The 12,813-nt window shown below is 53.4% G+C and carries 13 protein-coding genes; 5 read left to right on the plus strand and 8 right to left on the minus strand.

Annotated elements, in window-relative coordinates:
• The first annotated feature begins 3 nt into the window (after positions 1-3).
• Positions 4-825 carry a serine O-acetyltransferase gene (cysE, locus tag On2M_RS00690; protein WP_151216999.1) on the plus strand — a complete coding sequence of 274 codons (822 nt, stop codon included), beginning with the start codon at positions 4-6 and terminating at the stop codon, positions 823-825.
• A gap of 161 nt (positions 826-986) precedes the next feature.
• On the opposite strand, the gene trmL is transcribed toward cysE, so the two are convergent.
• The 5 genes from trmL to On2M_RS00715 form a co-directional block, all read right to left on the minus strand.
• Positions 987-1,460 (minus strand): tRNA (uridine(34)/cytosine(34)/5-carboxymethylaminomethyluridine(34)-2'-O)-methyltransferase TrmL, encoded by a 474-nt coding sequence (trmL, locus tag On2M_RS00695; RefSeq protein WP_151216997.1) that lies wholly within the window; start codon positions 1,458-1,460, stop codon positions 987-989.
• Positions 1,461-1,509: 49 nt separating this feature from the next.
• Positions 1,510-2,700 carry a quinone-dependent L-lactate dehydrogenase gene (gene lldD / locus On2M_RS00700; protein ID WP_151216995.1) on the minus strand — a complete coding sequence of 397 codons (1,191 nt, stop codon included), beginning with the start codon at positions 2,698-2,700 and terminating at the stop codon, positions 1,510-1,512.
• Positions 2,697-3,473: a transcriptional regulator LldR gene (gene lldR, locus On2M_RS00705; protein ID WP_151216993.1), complete on the minus strand. Its 777-nt coding sequence runs from the start codon at positions 3,471-3,473 to the stop codon at positions 2,697-2,699. The genes lldD and lldR overlap by 4 nt, the downstream gene beginning before the upstream one ends.
• The gene (lldP, locus tag On2M_RS00710) at positions 3,470-5,125 is read right to left on the minus strand and encodes an L-lactate permease (protein WP_151224000.1); all 1,656 of its coding nucleotides are present in this window, start codon (positions 5,123-5,125) and stop codon (positions 3,470-3,472) included. Before lldP ends, lldR begins: the two co-directional genes overlap by 4 nt.
• 262 nt (positions 5,126-5,387) lie before the next feature.
• Positions 5,388-5,750, minus strand: a complete 363-nt coding sequence (locus On2M_RS00715; RefSeq protein ID WP_151216990.1) for a YibL family ribosome-associated protein — start codon at positions 5,748-5,750, stop codon at positions 5,388-5,390.
• Between the two features lie 292 nt (positions 5,751-6,042).
• On the opposite strand from On2M_RS00715, the gene On2M_RS00720 reads away from it, so the two are divergent.
• On the plus strand, positions 6,043-6,249 hold the full coding sequence (locus tag On2M_RS00720; RefSeq protein WP_151216988.1) for a hypothetical protein: 207 nt from the start codon (positions 6,043-6,045) through the stop codon (positions 6,247-6,249).
• Positions 6,250-6,261: 12 nt separating this feature from the next.
• Here the strand turns inward: On2M_RS00720 and mtlR are convergent, their stop codons facing one another.
• From mtlR to mtlA, 3 genes are all read right to left on the minus strand, one after another.
• Entirely contained in the window at positions 6,262-6,852 is a 591-nt protein-coding gene (mtlR, locus tag On2M_RS00725; RefSeq protein ID WP_151216987.1) for a mannitol operon repressor MtlR, read from the minus strand.
• Entirely contained in the window at positions 6,849-7,997 is a 1,149-nt protein-coding gene (gene mtlD, locus On2M_RS00730; RefSeq protein WP_210904139.1) for a mannitol-1-phosphate 5-dehydrogenase, read from the minus strand. Before mtlD ends, mtlR begins: the two co-directional genes overlap by 4 nt.
• A 139-nt stretch (positions 7,998-8,136) precedes the next feature.
• Entirely contained in the window at positions 8,137-10,050 is a 1,914-nt protein-coding gene (mtlA, locus tag On2M_RS00735) for a PTS mannitol transporter subunit IICBA (protein ID WP_151216986.1), read from the minus strand.
• A gap of 533 nt (positions 10,051-10,583) precedes the next feature.
• Between mtlA and On2M_RS00740 the strand changes: the two genes are divergently transcribed.
• From On2M_RS00740 to On2M_RS00750, 3 genes are all read left to right on the plus strand, one after another.
• Positions 10,584-10,946, plus strand: a complete 363-nt coding sequence (locus On2M_RS00740) for a DUF3302 domain-containing protein (RefSeq protein ID WP_151216985.1) — start codon at positions 10,584-10,586, stop codon at positions 10,944-10,946.
• A gap of 2 nt (positions 10,947-10,948) precedes the next feature.
• Positions 10,949-12,085, plus strand: coding sequence for an HlyD family secretion protein (locus On2M_RS00745; protein ID WP_151216984.1), 1,137 nt, complete (start codon positions 10,949-10,951; stop codon positions 12,083-12,085).
• 70 nt (positions 12,086-12,155) lie between these two features.
• Complete coding sequence (locus On2M_RS00750; protein ID WP_151216982.1) at positions 12,156-12,764, plus strand: glutathione S-transferase; 609 nt, start codon at positions 12,156-12,158, stop codon at positions 12,762-12,764.
• The last annotated feature ends 49 nt before the right edge of the window (positions 12,765-12,813 follow it).

Consider the following 12,813-nt stretch of genomic DNA (forward strand, 5'->3'; position numbering starts at 1 on the left):
GCAATGCCGTGTGAAGAACTGGATATCGTCTGGAAAAACATTAAAGCGGAAGCCCGGGCACTGGCGGAATGTGAGCCAATGCTAGCCAGTTTTTACCACGCAACGCTGCTCAAGCATGAAAACCTCGGCAGTGCGCTGAGTTATATGCTGGCGAATAAACTCGCTTCTCCGATCATGCCTGCCATTGCGATTCGAGAAGTCGTGGAAGAGGCCTACGCGGCCGATCCTGAAATGATTGCTTCGGCGGCTTGTGATATTCAGGCGGTGCGCACGCGTGACCCGGCCGTCGATAAATATTCCACCCCACTTCTTTATCTGAAGGGTTTTCACGCGCTTCAGGCCTATCGTATCGGTCACTGGCTGTGGCACCAGGGGCGTCAGGCGCTGGCGATCTTTCTGCAAAATCAGGTGTCCGTTAGCTTTCAGGTAGACATTCACCCGGCGGCAAAAATTGGCCGGGGGATTATGCTCGATCACGCCACCGGTATTGTGGTCGGTGAAACTGCGGTGATTGAAAACGACGTCTCTATTTTGCAATCTGTCACGCTTGGCGGGACCGGTAAATCCGGCGGTGACCGTCATCCTAAAATTCGTGAAGGTGTGATGATTGGTGCGGGAGCAAAAATTCTCGGCAATATTGAAGTCGGGCGTGGCGCGAAGATTGGCGCAGGTTCCGTCGTTTTACAGCCTGTTCCCCCGCATACTACTGCCGCAGGCGTTCCGGCGCGCATCGTCGGCAAGCCTGACAGCGATAAGCCGTCTATGGATATGGATCAGCATTTCAACGGGATACATCATACGTTTGAGTATGGCGATGGCATCTGATTTCGAGCTATCTTACTTGTCATCTTGAACCAGGACTGTGCTCGCCATCCTCACGTACTGCGCGCAGTCCATGTTCAACCTGACTGCGCCGATAACGCTCGAAAAGTAAACGTTAAATTCTGCCGTAGGTCGGATAAGGCGTTAGCCGCACCCGACACAAATCAACTACGCAATACCGCGCCAGGATAACCTAACTGGCGCCAGGCTTCATACACCACTACCGACACCGCGTTAGACAGGTTCATGCTGCGACTGTCCGGCATCATCGGAATACGAATTTTTTGTTCGGCTGGTAACGCGTCGAGAATGCTGGCTGGCAGACCGCGTGTTTCCGGGCCAAACATCAGATAATCGCCATCCTGATAGTTTACTGCGCTATGCGCTGGCGTACCTTTGGTGGTCAGGGCAAACAGACGTTGCGGATTTTCTGCGGCGACGAAAGTGGCATAATCAGGGTGGCGCAGCACGGCGGTAAATTCATGGTAATCCAGCCCTGCGCGACGCAGGCGCTTGTCGTCCCAGGTAAAGCCCATTGGCTCAATAATATGCAGACGAAAGCCGGTATTGGCGCAAAGACGGATAATATTGCCGGTATTTGGCGGGATTTCTGGTTCGAACAAAACGATGTTAAGCATACTGCCCCCTTAATAACGGGGGGCAGAATAACAGATATTTAATTCACCCTCACGCGGCATCACCCTGGACCAGAGGAGCCAATGCGGCAGGCAGGCTCTTGCCCAGTTCCTGTACCAGTGAATCGCGGCTGATTTCGCTAATGGATTTCGCACCGGTCAGGGTCATTGCTACCTTCATCTCTTTCTCGATCAGGTTCAGCAGATTCGCCACACCGGCCTGGCCGTGGGTTGCCAGCGCGTACAGGTAAGCACGGCCCAGCAGCACGCTATCCGCACCCAGCGCAATCATGCGCACCACGTCCAGACCGTTGCGGATCCCGCTGTCGGCCAGAATCGCGATATCGCCTTTTACCGCATCGGCAATGGCGGGCAGCGCGCGGGCGGAAGAAAGCACGCCATCTAGCTGGCGCCCACCGTGGTTGGAAACCACAATCCCGTCGGCGCCAAAGCGCACGGCGTCGCGGGCATCTTCTGGATCGAGGATCCCTTTGATCACCATCGGGCCATCCCAGAACTCACGGATCCACTCGAGGTCTTTCCAGGAGATGGACGGATCGAAGTTATTCGCCAGCCAACCGATGTAATCCTCAAGGCCGGTGGGCTTGCCAAGATACGTCGAAATATTGCCTAAATCATGCGGCCGACCGTTCAGGCCAACGTCCCATGCCCATTGTGGATGGGTAACTGCCTGCCAGTAACGACGGAGTGCCGCATTTGGTCCGCTCATACCTGAATGAGCGTCACGATAGCGTGCGCCGGGCGTGGGCATATCGACGGTAAAAACCAGCGTGGAGCAGCCTGCGGCTTTGGCGCGTTCCAGGGCGTTACGCATAAAGCCGCGATCGCGCAGGACGTAAAGCTGGAACCACATCGGACGCTTGATGGTCGGGGCGACTTCTTCAATTGGGCAGACGGATACCGTCGAAAGCGTAAATGGTATGCCTTTGGCATCAGCGGCGGCGGCAGCCTGAACTTCGCCCCTGCGTGCGTACATGCCGCACAAACCGACAGGCGCGAGGGCTACTGGCATCGACAGTTTTTCGTTAAACAGGGTGGTTTCCAGACTAAGATCTGACATGTTCTTCAGCACGCGCTGGCGTAGTGCCACCTCTGATAAATCTTCCACGTTACGGCGCAGGGTATGCTCCGCGTACGCCCCACCGTCAATGTAGTGGAACAGGAAAGGAGGCAGAATGCGCTGGGCTGCGGCGCGATAATCGCTGGCTGCTGAAATAATCATGTGTTGTTCTCCCTGCTAATTTCATTATGGTCACCGGGCAGACGGGTGATACGCGCCTGGCGGGCCTGGTCTTCATCAAAGCGTTTAATGGTGGTATGGACAAAACTGAGATGCGCCATCATTGCCTTTCGCGCGCCGTCGGCGTCCCCAGCGACAATCGCGTCCAGCACAGCAAGGTGTTGTTCTGTGAGCTGTGAAAACACCGGCGGCACCAGGTACATACGTTGGCGACTCTGTTTTACCGAAGACTGCAATACGTCGAAGAAACCACGCATGGTTTGTAGCAACACCACGTTATGCGAGGCTTCAGCGATGGCAAGGTGAAAGCGAACGTCTGCTTGTGAAGCGAGATCCGGATCTTCACTTTGTGTGGCCTCGAAACAGAGCCTGATTTTCTCTTTGTCGGCGGCCGTGGCGCGCATGGCGGCGTGCCAGGCGGTGCTGGCCTCGATGGCGTGGCGGGCTTCGAGAATATCGAAGCTGTAATCAGGGTCGTCCGCCATCAGGCTTTTCAGTGGCTGGACAATGTTTTGTTCGGACCACGGTTCATGCTGCCAACGGATAAACGTCCCGCCGCCACGACGGCTAATCAGCACGCCTTCACTTACCAGCTTGGCTAACGCCTCGCGCAGTGAGTTACGGGATACGCCGAGCTGTATGGCCAGTTGGCGCTCAGCGGGCAATTTCATGCCCGCCTCCAGCTGTTGTTCTTTAATCAGCGCCCGCACACGAGATGCGACCTCGTCTGACAGGCGTCTGGGCATCACTATCATGGAATCATCCAGGTTAAGACATAGGCCTGCAGCGTGGTGATCACACCCACCATACAGGTGAAAATAAGGCTGTGTTTCACGGTAAAGCGGAACAGGTCAGATTCTTTACCCACCAGCCCCACGGCCGCACAGGCGATGGCGATTGACTGCGGGGAGATCATCTTACCGGTCACGCCACCGGTGGTATTCGCCGCAACCAGCAGTACATCAGAGACGCCAATTTGCTGAGCTGCCGTTGCCTGCAGAGCCGCGAACAGTGCGTTTGATGAGGTGTCTGAACCGGTCAGGAATACCCCCAGCCAGCCGAGGAACGGCGAGAAGAAGGTAAAGGCGTGGCCGGTGTGCGCCAGCGCCAATGCCAGCGTTGAAGACAGCCCCGAGTAGTTAGAGATAAACGCGAATGCCAGTACCATTCCGATGGAGTAGATGGGCAGCGCCAGCTCTTTTAGCGTGCTGCCAAAGGTTTGCAGAGCGGCAGACGGCTTCATTTTCAGCCAGACGATTGACAGCAGCGCGGCAAACAGAATGGCGGTACCGGTTGCCGAGAACCAGTCGAACTTGTACACCGCCGCGTAGGCTGTGGCTTCGTGTACCACCGGCGGCATGCGGGCTACCAGTTTGTCGAGGAATGGCACCGGAATATTGACCACCCAGTGGTACATCGTGCCGCCAGGGGCAAACAGCGCTTTAAACGGCGGGATGCTCCACAGTGTGACGGTGGCGGTCAGGAACAGGAATGGAGACCAGGCGCGAACCACCTGTCCAACGGTATAACGGGTGCGAGTCAGCGTCTGATCAACCTGGGAAGCGCCCATGTCGCCAAAGCGGAAGATGCGCACTGGCTGCCAGCGTTTCAGGAACAGCGTCAGGCAGACCAGAGAAACCAGAGAAGAGATGATGTCCGGCAGTTCCGGCCCGATAAAGTTCGAGCTGAGGTACTGCGCGATAGCAAACGAACCACCAGCGACCATTACCGCAGGCCAGGTCTCTTTCACGCCGCGCCAGCCGTCCATAATCGCCATGATCCAGAACAGTACGATAATCGTCAGGAACGGCAACTGGCGACCCACCATCTGGCCGATTTCAAAGCTGTCCAGCCCGGTGACCTGACCGGCAACCAGAATTGGAATACCCATTGCACCAAACGCCACCGGCGCGGTGTTCACAATCAGGCATAACCCTGCCGCATACAGCGGGTTAAAGCCGAGGCCAACCAGCAACGCAGCGGTAATTGCGACGGGCGCACCAAAGCCAGCGGCACCTTCCAGAAACGCCCCAAAACAGAAGCCCACGATGATCATTTGCAGACGTTGGTCAGGAGTGATGGAGAGAATCGACGAACGGATAATGTCGAACTGCCCGGTTTTTACCGAGATTTTATAGACGAATACCGCGGCGATAATGATCCAGGCAATCGGCCACAGACCATAGAAGAAACCGTACACCACAGAAGCCAGCGCGTGATCGACCGGCATTTTGTAGAACAATAAGGCGACCGACAACGCGATCACCACCGTCCACGATGCCGCAATATAGCCTTTCAGCTTGAGCTTAATCAGCGCGAAGAAAAAGAACAGAATAGGTAGCGAGGCAATCAGGCTTGAAAGCCAGATGTTACCGGCCGGGTCGTAGTTTTGTTGCCAGAGATTCATTGCAGGTCTCCTGGGGGCCGCTGACATAATGCAATGAGTCTGTGCTCATCTCTTCGTCACATTATGTGTAAAAGTGGCCCTGCCAATATTGTTGTGTAGGGGTAATGACAATGAATGGTTAATCAAATGTTATTTGTTGGCAACGGTAATGTACGCACATTTTAATGAAATGTGAGGTGTTGGTAGGATCTGACTGAAATTGGTAGGGCCAATTGCGAGGGGAAGCGAAGAACCGGGCAAGCGAGTGTTGCCCGGTGGCAGACTAGAACTCGTTTTTCGCGAAGCCCGTCATCTCTTTCAGGCCCATTTCACGGCCAAGTTCGGTCATCGGGTGAACGACGATCAGGCCGCGCACGCTCTTCTTCAGCTTGCCCATGTCGGCCTGTTCTTTTTTGGTGATGGCACGACGGAACGGGAGTTTGCTGAGCTTTTGCGCTTCTTTGCTCAGCTTCTGACCGTGCACTTCACGCAGTCGTGCGATCTCAGTTTCCAGTGTTTCTTTCTCTTGCTCAAGCTCGGCATATTTGTCGGCGGCTTCAACCAGGGACAGGTCAGCCTGCTGGTGGCGGATTGCGTCAAGACGATCGCTCAGGCGTTTAATTTCGTTTTTTTCGACTTCTTTCATAGGATAGCTTCTGATAAAAATAGGATGAATATCCTATAGTATGCGCGCAGAGCGGGATTATTCACAACTCATCGAAGATAAATAATCAAATGCTGTAAGTATTATTCAGCTAATGGTAATGCTACTTTTTTGATTAATAAGGAACTTTAAGCGATAAGATTGGCCATGGCGCTTTTTGTTGGCAGGTTTATAGCGAAGCACGTTTTCCTCAATATAATCGCCCAACCGATCCTAAACTTAAATGAGCAACCGCACAGGCTGGGTGCGGTTAATACATGGAGGAGGGAAGATTATGGCGAAAATAGGTGAGAACGTTTCGGCTTTAATTGATAAGACGGTCGATTTTATGGCTTCTAGCCAGGCTTTTCGCGAATATTTGAATAAAACACCGCCGCGCGACGTAGTCCCTTCTGAAATACCACAGGAGAACGCGCAGCTGTATCTGCAACGTCTGGCGTACTATCGGCAGCTGTATCGACCGCAGCAGGAAGAGAAGTAAGCCGGCAGGCTCTTATTTTTGAAAGGCTTTTTTTAAGCTGATTTTAGAAATCAGCTCGGTCAGGGAAAGTACCATCGTGGAGCGCACCATTTGCTGGTAGCGCTGGATCTGCATAGCGTGCAAACCTGAGTCTGAGGTATCAAACTGTGGCGGCGGCGGGAGTGCCGCCACGCAGTGAAGTTCGCCAAACGGACCAAGAATCTCGTCGTCGGTGAACGCGTATTCATTGCCGTCATGGTTTAACTCTTCCCGCAGCGCCATCAGCAGTTCCGCATCTTCATACTCCGGGCGGCTGAGTACGCCCAGACCGTAAATGAGTTTCAGACGAACGGAAAGATCGCCCAGCGGTCCATCGCCGTCAAGCAACGGTTCTACAGCATATTTTACCGCATAGTCATCTTTGCGAAATACCTGAAGCACAAGGATATTCACCGCCTCGGTGAGCAGTTCTACGGCGGTGATGAGGAAGCTGCGTACGGTTTTGCCAGCATTCAGACGCTCAAGCACACGATTTTCAAAGGCCTGCGTTTGTTCCATTATTGCCTGCATATCTGACAATCTGTCATTTGGGCGCAGGCTGACCTGCGCCACATTCTCAATCATTTGGTCGCGTTATATGCGTTAACCGCCTCCGCCACCACATCACTATTGGCATCCAGACCGGAAACCTGCGCCAGCGCGGCCTGCGGACCTTTTTCGTCAATCAGCGCGGCCAGTTCCTGTGCCTGCGGATCTTCTTCACTGCGATAATGCATCGCTGCTGCAATACCGGTGACCAGATTCGCGTGCGGCAGGCCGTACTCCAGCGTGCCCAGCAGCGGTTTAATCAGACGATCGCCCGCGCTCAGTTTACGCAGTGGCTGACGGCCAACGCGCTCAACGTCATCTTTCAGATACGGGTTTTCAAAGCGACCGAGGATTTTCTGAATATATGCTGCATGTTTTGCCGCATCAAAGCCATAGCGTTTGATCAGTACCGCGCCGCTCTCTTCCATCGCACCTTTAACCACTGCACGGATTTTCTCGTCGAGAATCGCGTCACGGATGGTCTGATGACCGGTCAATTTTCCGAGGTACGCGGTTATAGCATGCCCGGTGTTCAGCGTGAAGAGTTTACGTTCGACAAATGCCATCAGGTTATCAGTTAATTCCATTCCCGGGATGTTTGGCAGTTCGCCTTTGAATTGCGTTTTGTCGACAATCCACTCACTGAAGGTTTCGACGGTGACTTCCAGCGGATCGTTGGTTGCAGAAGCTGAAGGGGGAACGATGCGATCTACGGCGGAATCGACGAAGCCTACATGTTCTTCAACCCAGGCTTTGTCTTCATCTGCCAGCGCGTTCATGACGTGGCCTTTCAACTGGGTTGTTCCGCGCACCATGTTCTCACAGGCGATGATATTCAGCGGAGCCACGATACCCTGCGCTTTGCGTTTCACCAGCCCTTTGGCGATGGCCGGAGCGATACGCTCAAGCACGACCGGACCGACGGCGGTGGTGATTAAATCTACCTGAGCAATCAGGTCGACGACATCATCGCCGATACTGCTTACGGCGTTGACGCCGGAAACGGTATCAACCTGCTCGTTTTCACCGACCACATGAACCTGATAGCTATGACGGGCATTCAGGGCATCGAGCACGACCTGGTTTACATCCGCGAACGTCAGCTGTATCCCCGCGTCCGCCAGCAGTTTGCCGATAAAGCCACGACCGATATTACCTGCGCCAAAATGTAATGCTTTCATAGTATTAACCTTCATTAATGTTTTTTACCCAAGAGGGCTGGGGTGAGGGACTGCATAGATTTCCCCTCACCCAAACCCTCTCCCTTGCGGGAGAGGAAACCGTAGGCCCGATTAGCGTAGCGCCATCGGGCAACGGGGTTTACTTACGACCAGCCAGCAGCTCCAGAACTTCATCCACGCTGGTGGTATGGGCCAGACGTTCGATCACGGATTCGTCATCCAGCGCGTTAGTCAGACTGGTGATCACCTGGATGTGCTCGTTGTTACGTGCAGCGATACCAATGACCAGGCGGGCGATATCGTCTTCTTCTTCACCGAAACGTACGCCTTCTGGATACTGGCAGAATACCACGCCGGTTTTCAGCACGCGGTCTTTGGCTTCAACCGTACCGTGCGGTACAGCGATGGACTCGCCGAGGTAAGTTGGGGTCAGTTTTTCGCGGTCCAGCATCGCCTCGACGTACTCTGGCTCAACGTAGCCGCCTTTCACCAATTGCTCACCGGCAAAGCGAATCGCTTCTTCTTTGTTGGTGGCTTTACGGCCAAGGAAGATATTCTCCGCACCCAGTTTGAACAGGTGGGTATCACCCTCTTCAAAGCTGTCTTTCAGGTGATCGCGGACTTTCTCTTCGTTCACGTTGTGGCGCTGCGCAGCGACCAAACGTTCGGTCAGATTGGAGTACAGACCGCTGTCGAGGAAGTTGGTCAGTGAAATGTGCTGTGCCTGCGGAACCTGGCGCATAGCGCGTTCGGTCAGGTCACGGTGGGTAATGACCAGATCCACATCCGGCGGCAGATTGTTGATCGCGCTATTGGTGACGGAAATCTGAGACAGACCGGCATCCTGCACTTTCTTACGCAGTACGCCCGCACCCATGGCGCTGGAACCCATGCCGGCATCGCAGGCAACAATGATTTTACGCACATGGCTCAGGTCGTTGGTAACGTCACCCGCTGCCAGCTGAGATGCGCCTTTGGATTCCGCTTTCATGTCGTTCATACGACGGGTTGCGGCTTCAATGTCATCTTCTTCTTTCACTTTGCTGGTTTTCAGCAGAATGGCTGAGACCACAAAGGAGACCGCCATTGCAGCACAGATAGCTGCGATGTTAGCGAAGTATGCGCCCTTCGGCGTCATTGCCAGTACAGCCAGAATAGAACCCGGAGAGGCCGGAGATACCAGACCGCCGTTCAGGATAGTCAGTGTAAATACGCCAGTCATACCGCCGAGAATAACGGCCAGGATCAGACGCGGGTTCATCAGCACGTACGGGAAGTAAATTTCGTGGATACCACCCAGGAAGTGGATGATAGCCGCGCCGCCTGCAGACTGTTTAGCGCTGCCGCGACCGAAGAACATGTATGCCAGCAGAACGCCCATACCCGGACCCGGGTTAGCTTCAATCAGGAAGAAGATGGATTTGCCCATCTCATGGGACTGCTGAATACCCAACGGTGAGAAAATACCGTGGTTGATGGCGTTGTTGAGGAACAGGATTTTCGCCGGTTCAACGAAGATTGACGCCAGCGGCAGCATGTCATGGACAACCATGAAGTTAACGCCTGCCGCCAGGATTTTGGACAGTGCTTCAACCAATGGGCCAATGCCAAGGAATGCCAGAATGGCGAGGATCATCCCGATGATGCCAGCGGAGAAGTTATTCACCAGCATTTCGAAACCGGACTTGATCTTACCGTCTACCCAGCCATCGAAATGTTTGATAGCCCAGCCGCCCAGCGGACCTGCGATCATCGCGCCGAGGAACATCGGCATATCCGCACCGACGATAACGCCCATGGTGGTGATAGCACCGACCACACCGCCACGCTCGCCGCCAACCAGCTTACCACCGGTATAACCGATCAACAGCGGCAGCAGATAGGTGATCATTGGGCCGACCAGCTTCGCCAGCGTTTCGTTCGGCAACCACCCTGTCGGAATGAATAATGCGGTGATAATACCCCACGCGATAAACGCGCCGATATTTGGCATCACCATGTTGCTGAGGAATCGACCAAAGCTTTGCACCTTGATCTTAATATCGGATGACATAAAAACACCCCTTCTTATGTTTGCTGTCGCGCAGGCTAAAAGCCCGAGGTTTGTTAATGTAGCGGCAGGAGGTAGCCGGACCCTGTAGATACTGCGAAATCTGGCACTGAATCGTTCAACTGTCCAGTCGACGACTTTTAGTGTGATCAATGTCACGTAAATATAGGGTTTACGGTATTACTTAATGTGATTTTGATCACAAATTACCAGTATAAAAAAACATCATTACGCAAGAATGCGCTGAAAAAGACACTTAAATGTGAACTTGTTCACGTTTTTGCTTTGGCTGTTTGTTGAGTATTTGTGATCTGCTTCGCAATAAATATTTGCCTGGATTTCTCCTGGTGTGATCTGGCGCGGATTCTGTTTCATCATCCATTTCTTGTTGCTACCTCGCGAGCCGTCAACCTGCAAATTTTTACCCTGATGGGATGGCGAAAATGACTAACTGCAATTATGTTCAAATTACCAGCCATGACTCCTTTCGGCTGCCTGCAATTGAAAGCTCTGATTAGCGTGAATACGAGGCGGGTATGTTTCTAAACTATTTCGCGTTAGGTGTGCTGATCTTCGTTTTTCTGGTTCTGTTTTACGGAATCATCGCTATCCATGATATTCCCTATAACATGGCTAAGAAGCGCAATCATCCCCATGCCGATGCCATTCATACGGCGGGCTGGGTGAGCCTTTTTACACTGCATGTGATTTGGCCGTTCCTGTGGATTTGGGCCACGCTCTATCAGCCAGAACGAGGCTGGGGGATGCAGTCACACATTACGCCAACCGGAAAGGAACCTGACCCTGAAGTTGCCGCGCTGGCTACGCGCATCACCCAGTTGGAAAAAAGACTGGATGGGGAGAAAAAAGACGATAACTCCACCTTTCCGGAGATTTGATCATGGATTTGTTGATTGTCCTGACTTACGTGGCATTTGCCTGGGCCATCTTTAAAATATTCCGTATTCCTGTAAACCAATGGACGCTTGCCACCGCCGCATTAGGTGGAGTGTTTATTGTGGCGGGACTCATCTTATTAATGAACTATAACCATCCGTATACCTTTACGGCGCAAAAGGCGGTTATTTCAATTCCTCTAACCCCGCAGGTCACTGGAATTGTGAGTGAGGTGACAGATAAAAATAATCAGCTAATTAAAAAAGGCGAGGTGTTATTTAAACTCGATCCCGTGCGTTATCAAGCGCGAGTGGATCGACTGCAGGCTGATCTTGTTACCGCCACGCACAACATCGACAATTTGAAAGCCCAACTTTCTGAAGCCGTCGCCAATACTACCCGCGTTTCCGCTGAACGCGATCGTCTGTATAAAGATTATCAACGCTATTTGAAGGGCAGCCAGGCGAAGGTTAATCCCTTCTCTGAAAGCGATATCGACAACGCGCGGCAGAACTACCTGGCACAGGATGCGCTGGTAAAAGGCTCCGTTGCCGAGCAGACGCAGATTCAGAGCCAGTTAGACAGTATGGTCAACGGGGAGCAATCTCAGGTTGCGTCTCTGCGCGCTCAGCTCGCTGAAGCCAAATACAATCTTGAGCAGACTATCGTCCGTGCCCCCAGCAACGGCTATGTTACGCAGGTGCTGATTCGGCCCGGGACCTACGCCGCCGCGCTGCCTCTTCGCCCGGTGATGGTGTTTATTCCGGAACAGAAGCGGCAAATCGTGGCGCAATTCCGTCAGAATTCGTTGTTGCGTCTTAAACCGGGTGATGAAGCGGAAGTGGTCTTCAACGCGCTGCCAGGCCAGGTATTCTCCGGCAAGCTCACCAGCATTCTGCCGGTTGTGCCGGGCGGTTCTTATCAGGCCCAGGGAGCATTGCAGTCTCTGACTGTGGTGCCGGGTACCGATGGCGTGCTGGCCACGATTGAGCTGGATCCCAATGGCGATGTGGATGCGCTGCCGGACGGTATCTATGCTCAGGTGGCGGTCTATTCCGACCATTTCGCTCACGTTTCAGTGATGCGTAAAGTGCTGCTGCGCATGACCAGCTGGATGCATTACCTTTATTTGGATCATTGAGATCGTCATCACCTGCCATTTACGGCGACCTGAGCCATACTGATATTTTTGTTGGCAAAAAGGACCCGGCATGAAACTCATTGGCAGCTATACCAGCCCTTTTGTGCGTAAAATTTCTATTCTGTTACTGGAAAAGGGTATCACCTTCGAATTTGTGAATGAACTTCCTTATAACGCGGATAGCGGCGTGGCGCGTTATAACCCGCTAGGAAAAGTGCCCGCGTTAGTCACCGATGAGGGTGAGTACTGGTTTGACTCTCCGATCATCGCAGAATACATAGAGCTGCTGGATATTGCGCCAGCCATGCTGCCGCGTGAACCGTTAGCGGCACTCAAAGTTCGTCAACTGGAAGCGCTGGCCGACGGTATTATGGATGCGGGGTTAGTCTCGGTACGCGAGCAGGCTCGCCCCGCCGCGCAGCAGTCAGAAACCGAACTGTTACGCCAGCGAGAGAAAATTACCCGTAGTCTGGATATGCTGGAAGGCTATCTGGCGGACGGTACGCTGAAAACGGATACGGTTAACCTGGCTACCATCGCGATTGCTTGTGCCGTCGGTTATCTCAATTTCCGTCGGATCGCACCCGGCTGGTGTGTGGACCGCCCGCGTCTGGTCAAACTGGTGGAAACGCTCTTTCAACGCGAAAGTTTTGCCCGCACAGAACCGCCAAAGGCTTGATGTGCATGTATGTCCGCCTGAGCAAAGTCACGGTACAATCCTCCCTATA

The organism is Citrobacter sp. On2M, from assembly GCF_018035235.1.
Taxonomy (GTDB): domain Bacteria; phylum Pseudomonadota; class Gammaproteobacteria; order Enterobacterales; family Enterobacteriaceae; genus Citrobacter; species Citrobacter meridianamericanus.

Bases quoted from the DNA above. Each gene is read 5' to 3' on its own strand.
- mtlD (WP_210904139.1), bottom strand. From the start codon at position 7,997: ATGAAAGCATTACATTTTGGCGCAGGTAATATCGGTCGTGGCTTTATC.
- lldR (WP_151216993.1), bottom strand. From the start codon at position 3,473: ATGATAGTGATGCCCAGACGCCTGTCAGACGAGGTCGCATCTCGTGTG.
- lldD (WP_151216995.1), bottom strand. From the start codon at position 2,700: ATGATTATTTCAGCAGCCAGCGATTATCGCGCCGCAGCCCAGCGCATT.
- lldP (WP_151224000.1), bottom strand. From the start codon at position 5,125: ATGAATCTCTGGCAACAAAACTACGACCCGGCCGGTAACATCTGGCTT.
- mtlR (WP_151216987.1), bottom strand. From the start codon at position 6,852: ATGATTGAGAATGTGGCGCAGGTCAGCCTGCGCCCAAATGACAGATTG.
- On2M_RS00715 (WP_151216990.1), bottom strand. From the start codon at position 5,750: ATGAAAGAAGTCGAAAAAAACGAAATTAAACGCCTGAGCGATCGTCTT.
- On2M_RS00745 (WP_151216984.1), top strand. From the start codon at position 10,949: ATGGATTTGTTGATTGTCCTGACTTACGTGGCATTTGCCTGGGCCATC.
- On2M_RS00740 (WP_151216985.1), top strand. From the start codon at position 10,584: ATGTTTCTAAACTATTTCGCGTTAGGTGTGCTGATCTTCGTTTTTCTG.
- On2M_RS00720 (WP_151216988.1), top strand. From the start codon at position 6,043: ATGGCGAAAATAGGTGAGAACGTTTCGGCTTTAATTGATAAGACGGTC.
- On2M_RS00750 (WP_151216982.1), top strand. From the start codon at position 12,156: ATGAAACTCATTGGCAGCTATACCAGCCCTTTTGTGCGTAAAATTTCT.
- mtlA (WP_151216986.1), bottom strand. From the start codon at position 10,050: ATGTCATCCGATATTAAGATCAAGGTGCAAAGCTTTGGTCGATTCCTC.
- cysE (WP_151216999.1), top strand. From the start codon at position 4: ATGCCGTGTGAAGAACTGGATATCGTCTGGAAAAACATTAAAGCGGAA.
- trmL (WP_151216997.1), bottom strand. From the start codon at position 1,460: ATGCTTAACATCGTTTTGTTCGAACCAGAAATCCCGCCAAATACCGGC.